21 protein-coding genes are annotated in these 23,586 nt (G+C 49.7%); 11 read left to right on the top strand and 10 right to left on the bottom strand.

Annotation, left to right across the window (positions count from 1 at the left end):
• The first annotated feature begins 82 nt into the window (after positions 1-82).
• The 4 genes from tmk to ACQ6WK_RS11350 all read left to right on the top strand — a co-directional run bounded on the left by tmk (position 83) and on the right by ACQ6WK_RS11350 (position 4,987).
• Entirely contained in the window at positions 83-844 is a 762-nt protein-coding gene (gene tmk, locus ACQ6WK_RS11365) for a dTMP kinase (protein ID WP_432797501.1), read from the top strand.
• A 312-nt stretch (positions 845-1,156) separates the two neighbouring features.
• Positions 1,157-2,833: a solute:sodium symporter family transporter gene (locus ACQ6WK_RS11360; protein WP_432797500.1), complete on the top strand. Its 1,677-nt coding sequence runs from the start codon at positions 1,157-1,159 to the stop codon at positions 2,831-2,833.
• Positions 2,834-2,956: 123 nt separating this feature from the next.
• A complete protein-coding gene (locus ACQ6WK_RS11355; protein WP_432797499.1) occupies positions 2,957-3,658 on the top strand; it encodes a hypothetical protein in 702 nt (233 codons plus the stop codon).
• Between the two features lie 426 nt (positions 3,659-4,084).
• Positions 4,085-4,987 (top strand): PEP-CTERM sorting domain-containing protein, encoded by a 903-nt coding sequence (locus tag ACQ6WK_RS11350; RefSeq protein ID WP_432797498.1) that lies wholly within the window; start codon positions 4,085-4,087, stop codon positions 4,985-4,987.
• Positions 4,988-5,082: 95 nt separating this feature from the next.
• Here the strand turns inward: ACQ6WK_RS11350 and ACQ6WK_RS11345 are convergent, their stop codons facing one another.
• The 4 genes from ACQ6WK_RS11345 to thiS all read right to left on the bottom strand — a co-directional run bounded on the left by ACQ6WK_RS11345 (position 5,083) and on the right by thiS (position 7,984).
• The gene (locus tag ACQ6WK_RS11345; protein ID WP_432797497.1) at positions 5,083-5,922 is read right to left on the bottom strand and encodes a class I SAM-dependent methyltransferase; all 840 of its coding nucleotides are present in this window, start codon (positions 5,920-5,922) and stop codon (positions 5,083-5,085) included.
• 144 nt (positions 5,923-6,066) lie between these two features.
• Positions 6,067-6,690 carry a class I SAM-dependent methyltransferase gene (locus ACQ6WK_RS11340; protein ID WP_432797496.1) on the bottom strand — a complete coding sequence of 208 codons (624 nt, stop codon included), beginning with the start codon at positions 6,688-6,690 and terminating at the stop codon, positions 6,067-6,069.
• 156 nt (positions 6,691-6,846) lie between these two features.
• Positions 6,847-7,686, bottom strand: coding sequence for a thiazole synthase (locus tag ACQ6WK_RS11335; protein WP_432800397.1), 840 nt, complete (start codon positions 7,684-7,686; stop codon positions 6,847-6,849).
• 100 nt (positions 7,687-7,786) lie between these two features.
• Positions 7,787-7,984: a sulfur carrier protein ThiS gene (thiS, locus tag ACQ6WK_RS11330; RefSeq protein ID WP_432797495.1), complete on the bottom strand. Its 198-nt coding sequence runs from the start codon at positions 7,982-7,984 to the stop codon at positions 7,787-7,789.
• Positions 7,985-8,159: 175 nt separating this feature from the next.
• On the opposite strand from thiS, the gene ACQ6WK_RS11325 reads away from it, so the two are divergent.
• The 3 genes from ACQ6WK_RS11325 to ACQ6WK_RS11315 all read left to right on the top strand — a co-directional run bounded on the left by ACQ6WK_RS11325 (position 8,160) and on the right by ACQ6WK_RS11315 (position 10,724).
• Positions 8,160-8,825, top strand: coding sequence for a thioredoxin domain-containing protein (locus tag ACQ6WK_RS11325; RefSeq protein ID WP_432797494.1), 666 nt, complete (start codon positions 8,160-8,162; stop codon positions 8,823-8,825).
• A 59-nt stretch (positions 8,826-8,884) separates the two neighbouring features.
• Complete coding sequence (locus ACQ6WK_RS11320; protein ID WP_432797493.1) at positions 8,885-9,649, top strand: class I SAM-dependent methyltransferase; 765 nt, start codon at positions 8,885-8,887, stop codon at positions 9,647-9,649.
• Positions 9,650-9,884: 235 nt separating this feature from the next.
• A complete protein-coding gene (locus ACQ6WK_RS11315) occupies positions 9,885-10,724 on the top strand; it encodes a DUF1223 domain-containing protein (protein ID WP_432797492.1) in 840 nt (279 codons plus the stop codon).
• Positions 10,725-10,817: 93 nt separating this feature from the next.
• On the opposite strand, the gene ACQ6WK_RS11310 is transcribed toward ACQ6WK_RS11315, so the two are convergent.
• Positions 10,818-11,159, bottom strand: a complete 342-nt coding sequence (locus tag ACQ6WK_RS11310; protein ID WP_432797491.1) for a P-II family nitrogen regulator — start codon at positions 11,157-11,159, stop codon at positions 10,818-10,820.
• A 76-nt stretch (positions 11,160-11,235) separates the two neighbouring features.
• Complete coding sequence (locus ACQ6WK_RS11305; protein ID WP_432797490.1) at positions 11,236-12,633, bottom strand: ammonium transporter; 1,398 nt, start codon at positions 12,631-12,633, stop codon at positions 11,236-11,238.
• 427 nt (positions 12,634-13,060) lie between these two features.
• On the opposite strand from ACQ6WK_RS11305, the gene ACQ6WK_RS11300 reads away from it, so the two are divergent.
• The 4 genes from ACQ6WK_RS11300 (at position 13,061) to ACQ6WK_RS11285 (ending at position 20,043) form a co-directional block, all read left to right on the top strand.
• A complete protein-coding gene (locus tag ACQ6WK_RS11300; RefSeq protein WP_432797489.1) occupies positions 13,061-13,660 on the top strand; it encodes a class I SAM-dependent methyltransferase in 600 nt (199 codons plus the stop codon).
• A 459-nt stretch (positions 13,661-14,119) separates the two neighbouring features.
• Positions 14,120-17,464, top strand: coding sequence for a hypothetical protein (locus ACQ6WK_RS11295; protein ID WP_432797488.1), 3,345 nt, complete (start codon positions 14,120-14,122; stop codon positions 17,462-17,464).
• A gap of 636 nt (positions 17,465-18,100) precedes the next feature.
• On the top strand, positions 18,101-18,748 hold the full coding sequence (locus tag ACQ6WK_RS11290; RefSeq protein WP_432797487.1) for a class I SAM-dependent methyltransferase: 648 nt from the start codon (positions 18,101-18,103) through the stop codon (positions 18,746-18,748).
• An 11-nt stretch (positions 18,749-18,759) separates the two neighbouring features.
• Entirely contained in the window at positions 18,760-20,043 is a 1,284-nt protein-coding gene (locus tag ACQ6WK_RS11285) for a S1C family serine protease (protein WP_432800396.1), read from the top strand.
• Between the two features lie 95 nt (positions 20,044-20,138).
• Here ACQ6WK_RS11285 and ACQ6WK_RS11280 read toward each other — a convergent pair whose 3' ends face one another.
• From ACQ6WK_RS11280 to ACQ6WK_RS11265, 4 genes are all read right to left on the bottom strand, one after another.
• Complete coding sequence (locus ACQ6WK_RS11280) at positions 20,139-20,888, bottom strand: PEP-CTERM sorting domain-containing protein (RefSeq protein WP_432797486.1); 750 nt, start codon at positions 20,886-20,888, stop codon at positions 20,139-20,141.
• Between the two features lie 49 nt (positions 20,889-20,937).
• Positions 20,938-21,687 carry a PEP-CTERM sorting domain-containing protein gene (locus tag ACQ6WK_RS11275; RefSeq protein WP_432797485.1) on the bottom strand — a complete coding sequence of 250 codons (750 nt, stop codon included), beginning with the start codon at positions 21,685-21,687 and terminating at the stop codon, positions 20,938-20,940.
• Positions 21,688-21,722: 35 nt separating this feature from the next.
• A complete protein-coding gene (locus ACQ6WK_RS11270; RefSeq protein ID WP_432797484.1) occupies positions 21,723-22,460 on the bottom strand; it encodes a PEP-CTERM sorting domain-containing protein in 738 nt (245 codons plus the stop codon).
• Positions 22,461-22,769: 309 nt separating this feature from the next.
• Positions 22,770-23,576 (bottom strand): LuxR C-terminal-related transcriptional regulator, encoded by an 807-nt coding sequence (locus ACQ6WK_RS11265; RefSeq protein ID WP_432797483.1) that lies wholly within the window; start codon positions 23,574-23,576, stop codon positions 22,770-22,772.
• Between the last annotated feature and the right edge of the window lie 10 nt (positions 23,577-23,586).

Here is a 23,586-nt window from a genome sequence, read left to right as displayed (position 1 = left end):
TCACGAGCATTGAGCACTCAGAAAATCTATCTGGTTTGCCATTTCCGGACATTTCGTCCCTTACAATGCTCGAACCCCATATATGCCCAATGTGGATTTCTACGTCCCACGCATTTTTCTGTATCCTACCCTCATGAGTAAGGATGCTGCCAAACACAAATGGATTTATAACCTTCGGTCGCGTTTCCTCGTCTTCGACGGGCCCGACGGCTCCGGAAAATCGACTCAATTCCACCGCCTTTCAAACCTTGCTCACGAGAACGGCCTTTCCACCACCGAAGTCCGTGAACCTGGTGGCACCCCCATCGGCGAACAAATCCGAGAAATCCTCCTTTCCCCGCAAAATGATGAGATGACTCTCCGCGCTGAAATGCTTCTTTACATGGCCTCACGCGCACAGCTCGCAGAGGAAAACATTAAGCCCGCCCTCATGGACAATCATCTCGTCCTCGTCGATCGTTTTATCTCCTCGACGCTTGCCTACCAGGGCACTGCCGGTGGGCTCGATCCCGTCGACATCCTCTCAGTCGGCCGCATCGCCCTTCAGGACGTTTGGCCAGACCTGGTCATTATTTTCGACGTCGATGAACTCACCGCCCAAGAACGCCTCATCGGCAAAGGCAAAGCTAAAAAACACCTCGAATCTACACAGATGTCACTCTTCTCTGATCGTATGGAACTCAAGGGAGCCGACTACCACCGTAAGGTTCGGCAAGGCTTCCTCGATCAAGCGGAAAAGAATCCCGAGGCTTACCTCGTCATCGATGCCACCAAATCCGAAGATCAGGTTTTTGACGCGCTAATCGCCGGTCTTTCCGAACGTGCTGCTAATTGGGAGCGTTAGACTTAACGGGCAAGCATCACGATTATCACAAAGCCACATGTTGCATGTGGGCAATTTTGGCAACTAAATGATTGCTAACAAATCGGCAATGGGCTATATTCGGTGCGCTCCGAAAGCGTGCTTGCAGGATACTGGGAAGATGTTAAATACCTAATTCCGAAAAATACGGCTAAATAAAAAATTTACTTTCTGCTAGCATGTTGAATATCGAACTTGCCTCTCCGGTGTGGGAGGTACATATCGGGGTTTCTTCAATGTTATGACAAGGCAGCATTTGCAAGCCTTGCGCTATCAGTATGGAGTCACAATCCCATGACCATTCTTTCATTCGTCTTTTTCACCGGACTCGTTGCCGCCATTACGTGGTACCTTACCCATAAAGATGACCATGACTCGTCTAAAGGCTACTTTCTTGCCGGCCGCTCATTAACCTTTCCCGTCATTGCAGGTTCACTCCTGCTCACCAACCTTTCTACTGAGCAAATGGTCGGGCTTAACGGTCTCTCCTTCCGTGATGGTATTTCTGTCATGTCATGGGAGGTCATTGCCGTTCTCGCACTCGTCTTGATGGCCATTTTCTTCCTCCCTAAATTTCTCAAAGCTGGCATCGCGACCGTTCCACAATTCCTTGAAAACCGGTATGACGCTGGCACCCGCACCATCACCGACCTCATTTTCCTCGGTGCCTATGCTCTGATCCTTCTTCCCATCATCCTCTACACCGGCGCTAAAGGCCTCGTCGGCATGATGGACGTCCCCGCTATCACTGGCATCGAATCGCAAGCTACCAATGTCTGGCTCCTCATCTTCCTCATTGGCATCATCGGTTCTATCTACGCGCTCTGGGGTGGGCTCCGCACTGTTGCCGTCTCCGACACGCTCAACGGGGCAGGCCTTCTCATCGGTGGATTCATGATCGTTTACTTTGGTCTTCAAGCTGTTTCACCCGGCTCACTCTCTGAAGACTGGCAAACACTCAAAGCAGCCGTCCCTGAAAACACATTCAACTCCATCGGCACGCAATCACACGACACCCCCTTTGATACACTTTTCACCGGTGTCCTTCTCCTCAACCTCTTCTATTGGTGTACCAACCAACAAATCATCCAACGCACCCTTGGTGCTTCCTCCCTTAAAGAAGGACAGAAAGGCGTCCTTCTTACTGGTGGGCTCAAACTCCTCGGACCCATCTACCTTGTCCTTCCTGGCATTATTGCCGCTTACATTTTTGCAGGGCAGGGCATCGCCAAAGACGACGCCTACGGCATGCTCGTCGCCAAAGTCCTTCCCGCGCCGCTCACCGGCTTCTTTGCTGCTGCACTTGTTGGTGCGATTCTCTCCTCGTTCAACTCTGCACTTAACTCAACCTGCACCCTCTTCTCCCTCGGTTTCTACAAACACATGATCAATAAATCTGCTTCAGATGATCAGGTCGTCAAGTCAGGCAAGTGGTTCGGCGCTTTCATCGCACTTGCAGCCATGATTGGTGGTGGCATGCTCATTGGGCAAGACAGCATCTTTGGCTACCTTCAAAAAATGAACGCTATGTACTTCATCCCCATCTTCGCGGTAGTTGTTGTCGGCATCCTCTCCAAACGCAACCCACCCATTGCCGCAAAGTTTGGCCTTATTGCTGGCCTCGCCATCATCTCCATTGGCTACTTCGTCCCGCAAGCCGCCGAACTCATTACGCACTACAACGTCCATAACTTCCACTTCATCGGCGGTGTTTTCCTCTTCCTCGTCATAGGTATGCTTATCATCGGTGCCGTTGCACCAACCGCAGAAGCATGGTCGTTGCAGGACGTCGGCGCGGTTGATCTTACCCCTTGGAAGTTTGCCAAGCCGGTTGCGGTTTTACTGACGATCGTCGTGATCGCTATTTACGCAATCCTTGCCGATTTCTCCGTCCTGTCGTCAGATGCAACAACCGAAGCACTTAACTCTACTTCGCCACCCGCGATTACCGCACTTCCCGAAGCCGAATAACACAATAAACTAAGATTATTTTAGAATTCAGACTCAAGCCCGTAGCTTCCACGCTGCGGGTTTTTCTTTCATCTTTTTCTCGCCTACTGCATAATAAGCCCACACCACACTCAAGGATGAGCTATGTCCAAACAGACGCAAGCAGTACCCACGTCCACCAAACCCAAACGCCACCTTCTCCGTTTCATGTTTTCCATGAAACCCATTTACACCATCATTCTTTTGCTCTTCCTCTCACTTGCCAGCTACATGACTTATCGCATGACCCGTTCCGAAATTGCCGCTGGCATCTACCGCACTCGACTCATCAAGCTTGATCAGCAATACACTTCCCTCCTCGAACAATACAACACCGCGATAACCAAGACAGCCGTCACTGAGCTCCTTGTGACTCCCGACACCGTTTCGGTCATCATCCGTGACGATCTCGGCAACATCAAAACCATTTCCACCCCCTTCCTGCCTACGGAAGAAATATATGTTGATTATGTGCTAGCCGATTCGCGCATCCTCATCCGCCGCATTTACAACCAGTACACCGCCCCCGAGCGAGGCTTGCTCATCACGCCACATCTTGCTCACATCGATTGGGACGCGCTCCCCGAAACGTCTCACGGCAAAGCGATCTATCGCACCCTCACTCCCGGCCGCTGGACGATCGCTATTTCGGGTTCTGGCTCCCTCACTCTGGCTCCTGCCACAACTCCCCCTGCACCTCTGTTGCCCTCGCCCAATATTACCGATTACGTTCCCATCGAAGAATCCGATCGCGCTGTTGAATCCATCACGCCTACCGATATTGCTAGCTATTTGTCATCCAATTAATGACACATGGTTTCTACCATAAATTGCTAGCTGTACGTTTTTCTTTTAATTCATGTTTGTTTGTTGCTTTGCCATTCTTCATGATATCAGCATCTCGATTTGGCTTAGAGCTATGGTTATTGAGTAGAGAAGTAATATGTCGAGCAACTACGCGCTTTAAGATAGGCGAAATATATGAAACAGAGGGATGTGGTGGTTTTTGCGCAATCGAATTGTATGTCGCAGACATGGCCAGAGTATGAGTATGCCGTAAAATCTCAATGCTGTCATTGCGCATGTGAAATGGCATTATTGCGCGGAGGCCTCAAAAGTGAACTTATCGCCAGAGCGCGATCAACAATACGCACGACATACATTAATCAATTACATGTTGAAGTATTAAAGAGAACATTACGTATATTTACAAAGTTTAGCTAGGAGAAGAAAATGCATGGGAAAAGATTGAACTTATTCTGCACGCTTTCCGCAGCCGCCACTTGCGCGATCACCATGTCGCCATCATCTGATGCAGCCACGTTGGCGCACCAATGGAATTTTGATGAAGTAAGTGCAGGCCCTCCCTACACCGCGGCAGCTGATTCTGTTGGCGGGGCGAACTTTGACGAGTTCATCGGCTCTGGATATACACAAGGCGGCGGTGTCCTAACGTCTGTTGATGCTGATGGTGCTTCACTTAACAATTTCCTCGCAGGAAGCTCCGGGACCAGAGCTTTGATCGGCAGCACCATTGATGGCCAAGGTACCACAGGTGCCGTTACCTTCGAATTAGTGTTCACACAATCAGTTACAGCAGATTGGGCCAAGCTGCTGGTCATGGGATATGGTGAATGGTTAGGTGCTTCTCAAAGCTTGATTGCGATCACACCAAAGCACCTTGCGACTCTTGGTGGTAACAAGCTAACCGTTGAAATTGGTGCTTTAGGTACACCGGAATTTACGAAAGTTGAAACTGATTTTGTCGTACAAGACGACACGGAATATTACCTTGCTGCAGAATTTGATGATGCAAACGATCTTCTTACGATGTATATAGGCGAAGTCGGCGGCACACTCCACACTTTTACTGGTGCAATGACCTACGACCTTGGCAATTTAAATATTCATGGTGCAAATGATGGTGCTAACGCTGGTCACACATCATTAGGCGGTGCAATTTTCTGGGACAACACCGATTGGTCTGGTGAGTACGATCAATTCAACATTTACACCGGCGATTTCAGTGCCGCAGAAGCAAACGCAAACTTTGCAGCACTCATCCCAGAACCAGCTGCCGCATTCCTCCTCGGTTTCGGTTCACTCATGATCGCCGGCCGTCGTAAACGCGCATAAGTCCCCTCCTATGTCTTTATACATAAACAGCATCATGCATAAGCGTGATGCTGTTTATATTTGTTTCAAATAGAATGAAATCAATTAATGGCGTCTTAATCTTCTCTCACCAGATGACAATCAATCCCAAACGTCAGCAAATCACCAATCAGCGGTAACTTCGCTAGCCGCTTTAATCCCTTCACCGCAATTCGATCGCATCGAACTACACCTAGTCCCGCTTCCGATACGGCAGACTCAAACCCCTTGAACCGCATCTTGTTCAATCCCGTCTCCTTCCAATCCTTCGGCCACCATGGTTCACGCTTGGTATTTCGCACCTGAATCACCGCCTCAAATCCAAACAACAAATGCGCCCAAGGCACCTGCGTTGCCCAGCATAAGTGATAGCCCAGCGGGCTATAAAACAGCGGGCCAAACTGACTCACAAACCGTCCCCCTGGTTTCAATACTCTTCGGATTTCCGACAACATTGCTGCAGGCTGCATCACATGTTCGAACACATTCGTGCTAAAAATAGCATCGAATGTCTCATCTTCGTACGGCAGTCCATTTACCCCGCTCTCTGCAAATTTCACATTCCCCGCACCCATTTGCCTGGCAAAATCGTTTGCATCGCGCAGTGCACTTTTATTGATATCACATCCCATCGCAGCTTTTGCACGTTCACCCAGCCACACGGTTTCTCCGCCCCAGCCACAACCAAAATCCAAGATCGTTTTTCCATCAAGCCCGCCGACTTCATCGACATGTCGTTGATAACTCCCTGCCGCTTTGCGGTATTCAAACGCACTCTCATCTCCCGTTATCGCTGGAGCTGTCTCCAAGACCGGGAACAGCTGCTCTAGCCCAAGCAGCATCCTCGCACGTATCCCTAAACGCTGCTCAGGCCGCGTCTCATCCAAAACATCTGGGGCATGTGATAGTTGGCTCATACTTCCTTCATCGACATCTGAATGATACTTGTCTTATACGCCTGTTAATGTTGTCCGATAATGACGGTTTGTTTGGGCTTCATACAAAAAAACACCCTGTCATGGAGCAGGGCGTCTGATCTTGTTTCATTTTTCAGGGTCGAGTTATTTTACAAATAGCATCGACAGCACTCGTGGTTCGTCCTCTCCCTCAGCCGTCCAGTCATTTAGTTCCATGAACTCAAAGCCCAGTGGCTCGGCCGCCTTCGCGAAATCATCAGCTGTATGCGGAAAGAACGGAATTTTCTCTTCCGCACCACCTTGGCCCATAAACTTCGCACCTTTACCTTCAGCTTGTTTTTGTGGGTGATATTCTGAGATTAATAGTCCACCACCATCTTTCAGCACACGCATTGCTTCGCTAAATACATGCTTCAAATCTTCAATATGTTCGAGCACCAGATTGAACACTACCGTATCCACAACCCCGTCCTCAATCATCCATGGTTCGTTCAGGTCCTGTTGCAAAAACACCACATTATCCCCACTTAATTTCTCTCCTGCGACCGCTAACATCTGCTCTGAAAAATCGATCCCCACTACCTTTAAGCACCGTTGGGCGATCATTGCTGTGTTTTTTCCTGTTCCACAACCACATTCAAGCACGACCGCATCATCAAAAAGGTCTTCATATTCCGCCATCACCTTTTGATCCAGATTGCGTGTTCGGTTCTCCTCTGCATCGTATCCTCGAGCCCACCGGTCATACGCCGCTTTGATTTCTTCCATAATTGCGCACCTCAATCTCACGTTGATTGGCCATTAAACACAAGCTTGTCAAACAACTTACATAAAAAAACCGCCAAGCGCATGCCTGACGGTTCAATCAGATCAAAATTTTTCATATTTCATCCCTGAACGCTGATCATTGCTACCTACTTCCCCTTATTCTCCGGGGATGTAGCTAATCACGCCGCTCCAAGGTGAGCTTGCCGTTGCATACAGTCGTTTCTCAATCCGGCCTGCAAGATATGATTGCCGTCCTGCTTCCAAAGCCGCCTTCATTGCACCCGCCATCCGTATTGGGTCCTTTGCATGTGCGATGCCTGTGTTGAGCAGTACGCCGTCTGCTCCAAGCTCCATCGCGATCGTCACATCACTTGCCGTTCCCACGCCCGCATCCACGATCACTGGATAGTCCGCATCGCCTTCCTTCAGCAATTCTAAAATGATTCGCATGTTGTTTTGATTGAGTACCCCTTGGCCCGATCCGATCGGCGAGCCTGCGGGCATCACACTTGCCGCGCCGGCTTCCTTCAGCTTGCATGCCATCACAGGATCATCACTCGTGTAACACAGCACCTTGAATCCATCTGCGACAAGTTCCTTGAGCGCCTCAAGTGTTCCGACAGGATCGGGTAGCAGCGTCTTCTTGTCATTCAATACTTCTAGCTTAACCCACTCCTTGCCTGGATTATCAAGCTGATCCAAGATCTCACGACCCAGCCGCGATACGCGCACCGCATCCTCCGCAGTAAAGCATCCAGCAGTATTCGGCAAGATCGTGTACTTGTCTGTATCAATAAAATCGAGCAGCGAACGACCTTCCGCATCAACCAATCGCTCACGTCGTACCGCGACTGTGATCACATCCGCGCCGCTTACTTCCAGTGCGTCCTGCATCTGTTCATACGATGCGTACTTCCCTGTCCCTACCACCAATCGCGACTTCAAAACTTTCCCGCCTACAACCAATTCTTTATCAGCCAAAGCGTCATTCATCACATCACTCATCGTATCGATCCTTCAATCAATTTTATTTTGCGAATCTTTTCACTGTTTCTACAACCACGTGCGGTTCGCAACTGTCATAATGTTGGGCGGCTTAACCTCCGCCGACCAGCGTTACCAATTCCAATACATCCCCCTCGTTTAGCATTGTTTCTTCGTGCTTCCGCTTCGGCACCACCGCTTTATTCACTTCTACCGCTACTGGCTGATCCCCCAGTCCTAGCTCAACAACCACTTCGCGCACTGTAGCGCCAGCTATTTCCCGTTCTTCACCATTGATTATGAGTTTCATAACCCAAAATCGTACCCCAACCCCCGCACCCTGTCACCCATCCTCCTCCTATGGCCCTCCGCAGCCAAAGAGAGGCATTTTTCAGTAAGAATGTGATTCTCCCCCTCAAACGGAATAACATCCCGTTAGCTTCGTTTATCATCATGGTGAGAGAGGTCCGTAACCGATACCCACCATGCCGCATTCACCGCGTACCTATGTCAAATTCTATGTAAAGGCTCAAACCATGATCTGTCGCCTGTCAACCCTTGGATCTATCGCGATTCTACTTACAGCAACGCTTTTGTTTGCTGCTTGCTCTGAAGAGCCCGCTAAAGGCAAGTCTTCTGCCGCCTCCGTAGGTAAGACCTCTGCGATGTCCACAGGCTCTCTCTCCGCAGTTCCCGGCCAGCTTCCGCCTATCACACCGGATGAAATTAAAGCCCTTGTCGCCAAGGCAGCCACTGAAAACAAAGTCGTTGTGATCGATTTCTGGGCTACTTGGTGCATTCCTTGCGTCGAAATGTTCCCCAAGATCCATCAGGGGCTACAACCCCTTGTGGACGCTGGCAAAGTTCAGCTAGTCTCTGTCAGTTTTGATGCGAACGAAGAACCCTACATCTCCCGTGCCATTAACTTTTTAAGGACCAATCACGCTCTTAAACATGCCTATATTGCCCCAACCTCCGATGTTCAAGAATCCATCGTCGATGCGCTCGGAAACGACTGGAACGATCTCGTTGTCCCGGCTATCCTGATCTATAACACCAAGGGCGAATTGGCCGCCGAATTCCTTACAGGGGGTGTCTCGCAAGAGATCGTCAATATTGCGACCGACCTTGCGACGGACTCACGTGAATAACCGTATTCCTTGCGGCGGTTACGCAACACAGAAAACTCCGCTCGAAAGGGCGACGTGATATGACCAAGCGACTGAACATGAAGGAAAAAACCACAGGCAAGCTCTACGACTTGTGGGCGAAGTTTTACGACAGCACCTTCGGAACGCTCGTTCATCAGCGTCAACAATTTGCTCTCAAGCAGCTCCGCCCTCAGCCCGGCGACACCATTCTCGATATTGGTGTTGGCACAGGCATGACGCTTCCTCATTACCCTTCCAACTGTAAAGTCATCGGCATGGATCTCTCTCACGGCATGCTCGAAAAAGCTTCACATAAAATTCGTGACCGCCACCTCCCGCACTGTAATCTTGTTCAGGGTAACGCGATGTTCCCCCCATTCGCACCTGCATCCTTCGATCACATCCTCATCACGCATACGATCTCGGTTGTTTCCGAACCTGCTAAGCTACTCGCATGGGCTGAGAAACTTGTTAAGCCTACTGGCCGTATTGTTATTCTCAACCATTTCCAATCTGCAAATAAATTCATCGCATGGTGGGAACACATTCTTAACCCATTCTTCCTTCGCATTGGCTGGCGATCAGACCTTCCGCTAGAAGAATGTCTCGAAGCATCCAAACTTCATACTCTTTATCACTTCAAACTTTCTCTCTTCGACTTTTGGCAAATTGTTGTTCTTTCACCCTCAACCAAACCGCAAGGAGAACTTGCTCCTGCTGGTTCACCGCAAGAAATTACTACTGGTACGCCAGACCTCACTCAATACGACAATGCCTCCAACAGCTCGACTCTTGGTACCCGTCTCTCCACGCCTTCTGCTTAACCATTGCTTCGACAACTTTTTTCATTTAATCAGTCCTCGCGGGGCTCGAACGGGCTCATGGCAGAGGATCAATATAGTCATATATTGAGGGATTCCTGTCGGCTTGATGTGTGAATATTCTCATCTCATAAGCAGTTCTACCTTTGGATTTAGTTGCGTTTTCCCTAGGTTCATTGTCACGTATTCGTCCATGGCATATGGCTTGTCTATGATTCATTGACATGGAGAAACTGTTATGCACTTCCATAAAATTGTAATTGTTTTGACCGTCATGCTATTAATGTCGCTTGCCGTAGCTGCGGCACAAGATGATGATCAAACTTTTACTTCGCATACATCTGGCTCTGACATGCCCTTTGTTCTTCTTTCCCTCTACACTTCCGAAGGTTGTTCTTCTTGTCCTCCTGCCGACGCGCTGCTTACGCAAATACAAGCCGACGCCATCCGTAACGACATACCAATCTATCCGCTTGCCTTTCATGTCGATTATTGGGACTACCTCGGTTGGGAAGATCCATATTCAAGTTCTGTATACTCACAGCGGCAGCGCGCTTACGGTCGGGCATGGAATTCCCGTCGCATTTACACACCTCAAATGATAGTCAATGGCGCTGTTGGTTTCGTTGGCTCTAACGCACAGGTTGCTCAGAAACAAATCAACGAAGCGCTCAAGATCAATCCTCAATATCAGATCGCTGTTACCGCAGAGTCACACGAAGATTCTCCACTTACTGTTCGCATTCAATACGATATTAAGCCACTACAAGATGATTTAAAGGAAGATGTGGTTCTCAACATAGCCCTGGCACAAAACGATTTAGTTACGCGTGTTCGCGGTGGGGAAAACCGTGGTCGAACACTTTCGCATAATGCGGTTGTTCGTAATTTTATCACTCTTAGTGTCAATAAAGACGATCTAACTGGCCAAGCTACGCTCATCTTACCATCCACCGAACTGGAGGCGACGAGATGCATTCCTGCCAACACCAATATTGTCGTATTTGTTCAAAACCCTGAGAGTATGGAAGTTCTTGGTGCGTCGCAGTTGCCATACCCGGTTGCACTAAAAAAATAGCAGACTGCCCATACTACTCGGCAGCCTGCATCCGCGCCAAAATGTAATCATGCAACTTGTTACGATCGACTTCGTTGCATATCTAATCATTGGTTAGATAGCATCCCCTCCGCATTCACCTGTTCGAATCCGGATACATTGTTCAAGCGGCATCACAAAAATCTTCCCATCCCCAATGTTTCCGCCGTTTTCGCGTGCTGCGTTGCAAATCGCATCAATTGCTGGCTGTACAAACACATCATTCACTGCAACCTCAATGCGTACTTTTGTTATCAAGTCAGGTGTCACTTCCTGTCCTCGATACAAATCAATATCCTCTTGCCGACCATGGCCCGTTACTCGGCTTACCGTGACACGACTAATATCCGCATCAACCAACGCTTGCCTGACCGCATCTAATTTTTCCGGCTTGATCACCGCAACAATCATCTTCATTACAAAACTCCAAATCAATGCATCACTGCCTTCACAGTGTTTTTCTTATATTTACACACCAACATGCCAACTCATTCTAGTTTAAGTTCAGCAAGCCATACCCATGTTCCCCGTGAAGTACATGGTCCATCCCTTCGCTTTCCTGACGCTCGCACATCCGGAAACCGATCGTCTTATCCAGCACAACGACAATTCCTAACGTCATGATTGCCGCGTAAACCAAACTAATAAACACGCCTTCAATTTGGTAGTAAAGTTGCATGCCAAGTCCGTGTTCTGGAATTTCTCGCATTACAAATGTTAAGCAGATCGCGCCCACAATCCCTGCGATGCCGTGAATGCCAAACACGTCTAGGGTGTCGTCATAACCCAGTTTGCTTTTTATCACGATTGCGCCATAACTTACTGCCGCGCCAAGGATCCCAAGCACAATCGCGCCATACGGCGGGACATCTCCTGCCGCAGGCGTGATCGCTACCAAACCTGCCAAAATTCCCGACACCAAACCAAGGCTCGTTGCCTTACGCAGATGCAGACTCTCGATTAAGATCCATGTCAGTGCGCCCGTTGCTGCAGCAATCTGCGTGACAGTCAATGCCCGTGCTGTTGTTAAGCCACTTTCGATTGAGCTTCCCGCATTAAAACCAAACCAGCCAACCCAAAGTAGGCCTGCGCCGAGCAGAGTCATGACCAAATTGTTTGGATGCATCGCGGTTTTGGGATAGCCTTTACGAGCACCAAAATAAAGTGCTGCCACAAGGCCTGCAGCACCTGCGGAAATATGGATCACTGTTCCGCCAGCAAAATCAATTGCCTTGCCATACAGAAAACCGCCGCCCCAAATCCAGTGACAAAGCGGACTATAAACCAGCAAACTCCAAAAGAGTACAAACAAGCAGTACGCGCCGAATTTCACCCGTTCTGCAAATGCGCCCGCAATCAGGGCAGGGGTGATGATCGCAAACTTTCCTTGGAACATCGCAAAGACAAGCGCTGGAATCGCTAGTCCGCTTTTTTCATCGATCATGTAGAACGCGCCTGGCCCGCTATCCAGGCCGCTGAGCATGAGGTAGCTCGGGTCCCAGCCAATGATTCCACCAACGGATTTCCCAAAACATAATGCATAGCCCACCACCGCCCAGCTCACACCAATGATCCCCATTGCTACAAAGCTGTGCATCATTGTGCCAAGGACATTCTTGGTCCTGACAAGCCCGCCATAAAAAAGCGCAAGCCCTGGCACCATGAGTAATACCAGCGCGGTACTCACCAGCATCCATGCAGTTGTACCTGTATCGATCACAGGCCCACTGCTTGCCCCGCTCGAGTCTGCTACTGTTGCGATGGCTTGAGTCACAACCTGACCAGTAACTTCACGGTTTGAGACCACATCGTCATTGACCGATTGTCCGTAAAGATACTCCGCTGCGAGCAGCGCTGTCATCACGCACATCATCCTCAAAACCAACATCATGAACCGAACTCCTTTGAAACGGCTGGCCACTCAACTCAAACCCAACGGCCGCCTATTAACCCAATGATCTGAACCCAATCGCCTAGCGGATCTCCACGTGCTGGATCAATACTGCACAGTCGCTAAGCACACGTAACGTTTGCACACGCCATGCCAGAAATGAGACGGTTTGTAGCAGTGTGTTGTAAGTGACTGAGGTCAAATTTTTTATAAGGATGTTGCTAGGCAGGTCTCGTTTTGAGCGTTGCCTAGTAACTGCGCGTTTGCCCTCTAGGTGCTTCGAGTTGCGCGGATCTTAGGCAGTAGTTTTAGGCGGTTGTATCTTTGTGTGCACGCAGCGGTTAGGCTGAATAGGGGTAATGGTCTTAGCGGTGAATTTCCACAAAGTGTTTGTCATAGAGGTGATAGGAAGATATGCTGCTCGGTTATGTCGATCTCGGACCATATCAAGTTCTTTGGCGCATTCGTGAAGAATCCCAAACAGGTTGGTGCGATTGCGCCGAGCAGCGATGCGTTGGCTAAGGCAATGGTTGCAGATATCCAACTTGATAAACCGCAGACAGTTGTGGAGTTTGGACCAGGGACAGGATCGTTTACTAAGGCGATCCAAAGGCGGCTGCGAACGGAAGATTCTGAAGCGAGATACTTGGGGATCGAGCGGGACGAGGGGTTTGTAGAGATTTTGCGTAAACGCTTTCCTGATATGGACTTTGTGCATGGGTCGGCAGAGCATATGCCGGTCTATCATAAGCAGGTCGAGTTACCACCAGTGGGGACAGTGGTGAGTGGCTTACCGTTTGCAAGTTTGCCGTTGACGGTGCAGGATTCGATCACGACTATGTTAAGTGACACATTGAAGGGCGGGACGATGTTCCGTACATTTCAGTATGTGCATGCGTATGGCTTGCCGACGGCGGTTCGTTTCCGTAAACGCATGAAGTCATTGGGTTTGAAGATGGAGTCACGTCGAGTGATTTTTTACAATTTGCCGCCTGCGTTTGTGCTCTCTTGGACGCGCGAGCATTGAGGCCTAGCGTGACATAGAAATATGGATGATCGACCGCTGTTTGCCAGCGGTTTTTTTGTGCGTGGTTTGGGTTTGAATTGTGATGAGAAGGCGATGAGCATGATACCTGAGGGCAGAGTTGGAAATGAAGGCCATTGAATGGCTATAGCTGCTGGCCAGAGCGAGGTTTAGATGTGGTTCTGAGATGGTAGTGGGTTGTACACGTTCGGCATGTTTTTCAGCGAAAACAGGCGAGTTCTGGTATGTTTAGCAGAGCGTTGTCGTGGTAAGAGACGTAGGAGACGGCAGCGCATCGTTTTTTGTGCGCGCTCTTTCATGTCATGATGAATGAAATGGCAAATGTTGTGTACAGATCATGGTGAGCAGGGATGTTTCGTGTGCCAAACACGGATCAGATGAAGGGGATGTTTCCGGGCGGGCGATCAGAGGCACTTTAACAGGATGTTGAATGTGAGAGTCATGAATACGAGATGGATGCTTGCGGCTGGTTGTTTGTGTAGCTGGATGTTGGTGGTGTTTGCCGAGCCACTTGCGCAGGTGGGATATGGTCAGGCTGCGGGAGAAGCGGAGCTGCGACCGGGTGAGGGTGTGATATCAGAAGTCGAACGATTGGGACAAGAACAAGCAGTAGAGAAGGCTGAGGAAGAAGCGGGGCGGACAAAAGTTCAGCGGCAGGATCAAGGCGCACCTGCGGATGCAGATGCACGTCAGTTTACAGATCTTGAAGCGCCGGTAGGCAATCTGGGTGCAGGGTTTTTACGGTCGGGGAGGCCGTTGGCAGATTTTGTGGTGACGGATGATGCGGTGATCGGCGGGCGGCGCATGAAGGTCTGGAAAGAGGCTGGGGATCAGATGATCCTTGTTGAAGGGGAGGCGCGTTTTGCAGTGGGGCTGTATGCGTTCCGTGGGACCAGCGCCGTGGTTCGGATTAAAACAGAAAACCGTCCGGGGATGCAGATCCGTGACATAGCGGTATATATGAATGATGCGACGCCGGCGGGGGCGTTGTATGGCGGTGGGGCGAAGGGCGGCCCCATTGCGGCGGGTGCGAAGCGATTGCTCATCACATCAAGTACGACGGGGAAAGTGCGGTTGAATGTTGATTTGCTTGAGCCAGCAGATGTTGTGCCGAATGATGTGCTGGTGAAGGCGGCTGCTGGGCGGTTTGATCGATACGATGCGAGTTTGAATCATGTGCTGGATCGTGGGCCAGCAGGTGAGGTTTATTCTGCGGAAGTGTTTGCTTTGCGTGCGGAACGACGCGCAGCAATTGGTGCTGAATTAACCGAAGCTGAGAAGGTGTTTTTGCAAGATGCTCAGACACGCTTGGCAGAGAGTACGAAGCCGGCAGCAGGTGGTGTGGTTGGTGGGAGTACCGCGAATGCTGGTGTGACCGGAGAAGAAGAAAGCGGGAGCACCGGGTATCAAGGGCCTGAGATTTTTCCAGCACAAGGGTTGATGTCATATAGCATTGATGGCAGCTTGGTTTTGCAAGAGCTTGGTGAGGATGAGTTGGCGGTGATGATGACGGGCGGGGCGCGACTGGGCTATCAGGATTTTGAAGCGGATCGTGCGGTGACGCTGAAGGCACAGCGCGTGGTTCTGTTTTTGGATAGAGCGGTGCTGGAAGGTAAGCAGGTTGCAACGGGTGGTGGCGAGCTAAATGCGGGGTCGGTGAAGGGGATTTACCTCGAAGATAATGTGGTGATCTCTGATGGTGATTACACGGTGCGTGCACCGCGAGTGTATTACGATCTGGCGACGAATAAGGCATTGTTATTAGATGCGGTGATGTATGCGTATGACGTGACGCGGAAGCTGCCGCTGTATGTTCGTGCTGATGCGCTAAGGCAAACAAGTGCGACGAGTTTCGAGGCTGAGGACGCGCTGTTTACGACGAGTGAGTTTGGAGAGCCACACTTTGCGATTGCAGCAAGCAAGGTGACGATTGATGAGGTTCAGAGAGAAGGTGTGACGGGGCGGTATGTACTCAAGAGTTATGACAATACGTTTAAGATTGGGCAGACGCCTGTGGCGTATTTCCCGTTTGTGGCGGGCGAGAACTTTGAGATACCGATTCGAGAAGTGCGTGGCGGGTTTAACAGTCGATGGGGCCCGTTCATTGAAACGGATTGGGACATGTTTAGTTTGTTTGGACGGGAGAAGCCAGAGGGTGTAGAGGCGACGGGTAAGATCGGTTGGCTAGGACAGCATAATGGGAGCTTGGGTTTTGATCTGAATTACGACATCGAAGACATCAAAATGTATGGGGACTTGCGGAGTTATTTGATTCCGCTGGATGGGGGTGAGGACGAATTGGGTGAAGGACGATTTGATGTGAATCGGTCAGGGGATACACGCGGGTTTGTGAACTGGAAGCATTTTCAGAAGTTGGACTATGGTGTTGATCTCGCGCTGGGAGCACAGTGGGTGAGTGACAACACGTTTTTGGAAGAGTTTTTCTATCCGGAAGCGGACGAAGTAAAGCCGTATGAGCTTAGTGCATATTTGAAGAAGCAGGATCGTGATGGTTGGATCGCCAGTGGTTTGGGACGGACGAATCCAAATAGTTTCACGCAGCAATTGACAGTATTGCAGTTCCCGGGGTATGTAGTGGATAAGGTTCCGGAGTTGAAGATTCAAACGACGCCATTCGTGTTGTTCGGTGATAAGGTGAATTGGTATAGCGATAGTAGCGCGACGATTTTACGTGTACGTGCGGGAACTGATACGCCGGCGAGCAGAGGGTTCGAGCCGGGCTCATCGTTGGAGGTATTTGGATTCAATACAGATTTGACGTTTAAGTCGCAGGTAGAAGCGCGAGGAATTCCAGTTGATTTGGTGGGTCGTTTAGATACGCGGCATGAATTGGACATTGCGCTTAAGAGCGGGATCTTCAATATCTCGCCATATGTCTCAGGGCGTGTAACAGCATATGATCAGAGCTTTGAGGATTTCAATGATTTTGAGGCTCCGCGCGGTTCGCAGGATCAGATTCGTTTCTGGGGGATGGCGGGTGTGCGTATTGATACGGAGTTTGCGAAAACGCTTAGCTTGAAGCGAGATCGGTTGTGGAACATCAATGGGATTCGTCATGTAGTGGAGCCATATGTGAATGCATATGCGATTGGTACGACGCTGAGTTCACGGGAATTGCCGCTGTTTGATTATGATGTTGAACGATTGGATGAAGGTTTTGGTTTGGCGCTTGGCTTGCGGAATACGTTGAAGACGAAGCGTGGTGGTCCGGGGCGTGAGCGGGATGTGGATTGGATTTCGCTTGAAACACGGTATGTGTTTAAGTGGGATGAAGCGTTTCCGAACGTGGAGATTCCGGAGTACTACAACTATCGTCCAGAGTTCTCAGTGGGTGGGGATCAGTTCTATGGTGAGTTGCTTTGGATGGTGAGTGATAATGTGGCGATCACGGGTGAGTTGACTTGGGCTGAGGCGCAGAACGAGGTCGTGCAGTGGCGTGTTGGTGGGACACTTAATCACACGCCGCGGCTGACGAGTTTCTTACGGTATGAAGCACTGCCGGTGCTAAGTAGCCGAAACATCACGTATGGTTTTACGTATCGGCTGACGACGAAGTACAACGTGTCGTTCTTGCAGCGATTTGATTTTGAAGATGATCGTTCACGCGTGGTACAGGTGGTGGTGGATCGGAAGCTGCCCCGTTGGACGTTACGTGTCACAGCGAGTATCGATACGGTGGATCAAGAAAACAACTTCAATGTGGTGATCATTCCGGATGGTTTAATCGGGACGAATCTGTGGGCGGGGCGACCGTTGCAGTTTTAAAGACATGATTTGTTTCATGCCTGTGCGAGGGCTTGTATGCAAGTTCTTTTGTTAGTCTGAAATATGAGTAGATGACGTGGTCAAAAAATAAGAGCCTGGCGAAGCGTACTAAAGAGGCTTAGCCAGGCTCTGCACCATGGTCGGACCCCCCGAGCCATGGTTGAAAAAACTGCATGAATCGATACGAATTACAGATGTGGATGGGGTTGCCATCCGTTACCACAAGTAGTCGCGATCGGGAGAGAGAGCCGATCGTATGTTGTGGCATTGATCGAGTGTCCGCCTGAAGCGGGTTGATTGTTCGTGTGGTTTGGCTTGGTCAGGCGTGGCCCGGAATTAGGCAAGACCGCGACTCTCGGTGTGCGGGGAGAGTGATGCAAACCCGTTGTGTCTAGAGGAATGTATCGGGGGATGGCCGATAAAAACATGAATGTTTTTCAGGTATTGTGCTGCGGAATTTGTATGGTTTGAGGATTGATTGAGGAGGTATAGGGGACGCTATGCGGTTTTGTGCGTGTTTGCGCGGAGTAGTGCGAGGGGAGTGGTAGAATGTAGTGCGTTAATTGGGAACAAGATAGGGATAGATGGGGTTAGTTGTGCGTGGCCAACCGAAAACGTGTTGATGGGAAGATCAAGATGAGCGAAAAGTATTTGGAGCCGTACCGTGAGGCGGCAGACAAGCATGGAAGTGATTTTGAAGTGACGCTATGGGCGAACCGTCAAACGCAGGAAGTGCGTTTTGATGTGTTTATGGAGATGTGTTATCTGGGGGGGAAGCGGATTTTGGATGCGGGGTGTAGTCGGGGAGATTTTGGGGCGTATTTGCTTAAAAAGGGGATAGGCGGATGGCATAAGAAAGGCGGCTATGTGGGGGTTGATGGTTTGGAGGAGGTGATTGCATATGCGAAGGAGCGCGAGATATTCGCGGGGAGCGAAGCTGAATTTGTGTGTGGGGATTTAGTGGCAGATCCAGAGGTAATGCGGGTGGGGGAGCCGCAGGTCGTGGTCATTTCAGGAACACTGAACACAATGAGTGATGCGGAAGTATATAAGGTGTTGGAAGGGGCATGGGCGGGAGCGAGCGAAACACTGCTCTTTAATTTCTTGTCGGATCAAGTCGCAAAGGGGACACCGAAGCAGGGGTGGCCGGCGCGGCGGTTGCCGACACTAGATTTGCTGCGGTGGGCGTTTGAGAAAACGCCACTCGTGAACATGCGACAGGATTACTTTGAGCATGGTCATGATGCGACGATCATGATGGTAAAAGCGAAGCAAGCGAAATAGCACAGGTGAGTATGTGTTGGCTGGTGGATGAGATGGTTTATGGTACTGACAAAGGAATGGCGATGAAGAAAACGGCTGCATTGGTGTTGATGTTGGTGATGGCGTGTGGCGTTGGGTATTGGATGCGATCAGTGAGTGAGACAGGGGAGCATGGCAGTGCGTATACCATGTCTCATCATGAGATAGAAGGACGTGGTGGTGATGAGCATGTGATGAATGCTGGTCCGGTTTTGATTCAGGAGCATTTGGATGCGAAGATCGTACCAACTGCTGAGGCTGATGCGGACGTGGAGGTGGATACAGAACTAGGGGTAGGTGGTCGGTTGAATGATCGTGAGCGGCATGTTGTAAATCTATTCAAAGAAGCGAGCAGTGGGACGGTACATATCAATACAACGGGGCGGCAGTGGCGAGACTTCTGGACAAATCAGATTCGGCAGGAAACTGGGAGCGGGAGCGGGTTTGTGTGGGATCAGCAAGGCGTGGTGGTGACGAACTATCATGTGATCAAGAATGCACGTAGCGCGCAGGTGGTGATGAACGATGGACGCGCGTTTGATGCGGACTTGGTGGGATATTCGAAAAATCATGATTTGGCGGTGTTGCGGATTGATCCGGGGGAGGAGGAGAAGATTGCGGCACTTGAATTAGGGGAGAGTAATGATCTTTTGGTGGGGCAGGATGTGTTTGCGATTGGGAATCCTTTTGGATTGGAACAGACACTCACGAAGGGGATCATCTCCGCACTGAATCGTGAGATTAAGAGTGTAGGGGGGTTGCCAATTGATGGTGTGATTCAGACGGATGCAGCGATTAATCCTGGGAATAGTGGGGGGCCACTTTTGGACAGTCGGGGCAGGGTGATTGGGATGAATACGATGATTGTGAGTACGAGCGGGTCGAGTGCGGGGATTGGTTTTGCGGTGCCGATTGATACGGTGAAGCGCGTGGCGGGGCAAATTTTGACGAAGGGTAAGTACGAGCCAGCAACGCTTGGGATCAAGATCCATCAGCGATATAACCGGCAAATCTTGCAGCAACTCGAGCTTGAAGGAGTGGTAGTGTTGGCTGTGAATGCGGGGAGTACAGCGGAGGTTGCAGGGTTGCACGGGATGTATCGTGATCGTAATGGCGATGCGAAGTTAGGTGACGTGATTGTGGGGATTGATGGAGAGCAGGTGAAGGGAGTGCTGGATTATTTGAAGGAGCTGGACAAGAAGGAGAAGGGTGATACGGTGCGGCTGGATGTGCTGCGGGGGATTGAGGTGGTGGAGGTTGAGGTGAAGCTGGAGTAGGGACGTTTGATGCACGTAATATTGTTACAAGGGAAGATCAGACAAACATTGTCCGTTCTTCCCTTGCGGTGTGGGTTAAGTTGTTGGCGATTTTCTTATCTGTGGGTGCGGCGAAGTAACGCGAGTGTGCCGAGGGAGAGTAGGGAGAGTGAAGCGGGTTCGGGGACGGGGGCAGAATCGATGCGGATGTTCAGGTCATCAAATGCGCTGATCAGTAGATAATTTTCGTTATAGCTAAGACCGGTATTTGACATGGCGGTGCTGAAGCCGAACCGCAATTGTCCTGAATCAAAATCTGGGTGAGAATCACCATTTAAGCCCGTGTCGCTGAATTCGATAAAATCGGTTTCAGTCATGTTGCCAAGTGAGAATGTTGTTTCGTCGATGTTGGTAAAGAAGCCATCGATGTATCCACGGTAAAACCTGTCATTCTGTTCTACGATCAGATAGGCATGGCCGACGGTTACGGCGAGATTATTTGCAACGGGGAAGACTTTCATTGATGCGGACAAAGATTCAATGGCGCCTTCGGTTTGCGTGTCATAAACAAAGTCGTTAACGAAAATAGGTTGGGAGATAAAGTTGAAGTCGCCGCTTGCATGATAGAGTTGGAACTGTTGAAGTATGAAATTGCCATGTCCTTGTGCGGTAAACCTGCTCGAAGAAACGGCAAATGAGCTTCCTGGTTCTGGGGGGGAGGTGGTGAGCATTTGGCCTACGGTGTATGTGCCGTTTTCGAAATCAGATTCGGAGAATGCGATGTCGGCATGCAGTGGTGCTGTGATTAGGCTGAGCAGGGCGATGAGTGCGGTGGCACTTTTGGTGATTTGTTTTAATACAGGCATGAATATGATTCCTTGTTTACAGTATGTATATGAATAGTTATTGCTTGTTTTATTGGCGTTTGCGGCGAAGTAACGCGAGTGCTCCGAGGGAGAGAAATGAGAGTGAGGCGGGTTCGGGGACGGGTGCCGAATCGATGCGGATGACTAAGTCGTCGAATGCACTCATGAGCAGGTGATCTTGGCTGGCTGCAAGGCCGGTTTTTGTCATGGCGGTGGCGAAGGCAAATTGCATCAGTTCACCATCAAAGTCGGGATGGGAGTCGAGGACAAGACCTTGGTCGTTAATTTCTAAAAAGTTTGTTTCGATTAAGTTGCTGTTTGAGTATGTTGTTGCGCCGGCGTTGGTGAAGTAGCTGTCGATAACTGCTCGATATAGCGTGTCGTTTTGTCCGATGAAGAGTGTTGCTTGCCCGACAGTCACGGGGAGGTTGTTTGCAACGGGGAAGATTTTCATTGATGCGAACAATGATTCGATGGCGCCTTCAGTTTGAGGATCGTAGACGAAGTCGTTCATTAGGATCGGTTGTGTGATGACAGTGAAGTTGCCGGGTGCGAAGTTGAGGTTGAATTGCTGGAGGATGAAATTGCCTTGTTCTTGCGAGGTAAATCTGCTTGAGGTGACGTTAAATGTGCTTTCGGGATCTTGGGGGGATAAAGAGATTGTTGGGCCAATGGCGTATGAGTCGAAATCGAAATCGGATTCGGTGAATGCGACGTCGGCGTGTAGTGTTGCGGTTGTAAGGGTGAATAAAGTGATGAATGCAGTAGCGCTTTTTGCGATACATTTGGTGACAGGCATGGTGTTATTCCTTTGTTTGCTATAAATAAAATGTATTAGTGTTTGCGGCGAAGGATTGCGAGGGAGCCGAGTGCGAGGAGTGAAAGTGAAGCGGGTTCGGGGACGGCTCTGGTTTTGATACGCATGACGGCGTTATCGATGCCAAAGTTGTATTCTGTTGTTACGTTTTGTTGTAGGTTGTGTATTTGGAGTGAGATGCCGACACCGAATTCCATGAAGCTTCCGCTGAAGTCGGGGTGTGAGTCGAGGTCGTAATCGTTGAGGAGGATTTCAAAGAAATCGCTTTCTTGGATGTTCGATTCTTCGTGGAATGCGTTTGGGTTGCTTAATTGCCTGAGGGACAGTGTGCTGCCGAACAGTCTGCCATCTTGTTTGACAAAAATGCGAGACCAATAGAGTCCGCCGTTGTTTGGGCCGGATATGCCGAATGTTTTGAAGGATGCGGTGATGCCTTGGATTGAGCCTTGCGTTTGTGGGTCGAATGTGAATGAATTGATGTAGATGGGTTGAACAATTGGAATAGGGATTTCGCTGTTGGGGTTGAATTCAAAGTGCTGACGTGCTGTTTTGCCTGTGATTTGCGATTCGTATTGGGTTGTGGTGATGTTGTAAGATGAGCCGGGGACAACAGGGTTGATGAAATGGATAAGGTCGGTGTTGAAACTGCTTGGGTCAAAATCGTATTCTTCGAACACGACATCGGCGGATGCGATTGACGTAAAGCAAAGCAGTAGTGTGGATAGCGCACAAGATAGCGAGCGATAAATTTTCATGGTATTCCTCTCATCTTTAGTTGAAATTGTATTTATCTATTTACTGATAAATTCGCACGTGCCATGAGGTCATGGCGGTCATGCTTTTACTGTGTGGATTGTTCGTTCGTTGGTTTGCAATTGCAAAAGCATCTCATTGGCTAATTTGATGCTAATGCGATTGGTTTGTTGTTTTGATCATTACGTTGGTCGGTTGCGAATGATCATTGGTGTGAATTATGCCGTATATTTGGGGTGCTGCAATATCCTAAATATGGGAGGTCGTCATCGGATTTGCCTGAAATGAGAGTGGATTGTTTTTTGTGGTGGTTATGAGGGGAGGTGGTTGCCATCGCCGTGGGTGAAGCGTTTGGTGAGTTCGAGTCGACCTGAGACGCTAAAGTGTTTGTAGATTTGCTTGATGTAGGTACGAACCGTGCTTTCGGTGATTTCGAGGTGATGTGCGATGCGTTTAGGGGCGTGGCCTTCGAGGAGAAGTGCGAAGATTGTTTGGAGTCTGGGGGGGAGTGAGTTTGTTTCTTCCCGGTCTGTTTCGGGAAGGTCGAGTTGGTGAAGCCAATCAACTTCGGAGATTAGGATGTGATAAATGAGGCAATCGCGCTCATTAAAGGGCGGCTTTGATTTGGAGCGATGGATGCAGCAGTTTGAGTAGATGGATTGTTCGGTGTGGATGGGGTATAGGGAGAGCATAGAGTCGCCGACGTCTGTTTTTGATAGGAATTTCGTGTAGCTACCTAATTTCATGAAGTCGGTGTTTGGGACAAGTTGTTTGCGGTTGCGTGTCCAGTGTTTTTTTGTGGCACAGTTGGCGATGATTTGCTGTGTGACCTGATCATCTGGGAATTCGTAGTTTGTTGCGGCGAAAGCAGTGAACATGCTTTCGGGCATGCTGTATAGGACGGCGTATGCAACGGGGATTTCATTTGGCACAAAGCTCATGATGTTCCAAAGCCAATAGTCTGCATTGATGAGGTCGCAGAGGCCTTGCATGAGTGCGCGTTTCTTATCATTAGCATCGCCTTGCATGATCGCGATGTGACTGAATAGTTTGACAATAGCGCGTACATCTTCTTGATGTAGCGATTCGGTGGGCATTGCAGGCGGGGGTACAGGCATTATGGGATTA

The organism is Poriferisphaera sp. WC338 (genome assembly GCF_050931845.1).
GTDB lineage: Bacteria > Planctomycetota > Phycisphaerae > Phycisphaerales > Phycisphaeraceae > Poriferisphaera.
This window is presented reverse-complemented; position numbering and strand designations above follow the sequence as displayed.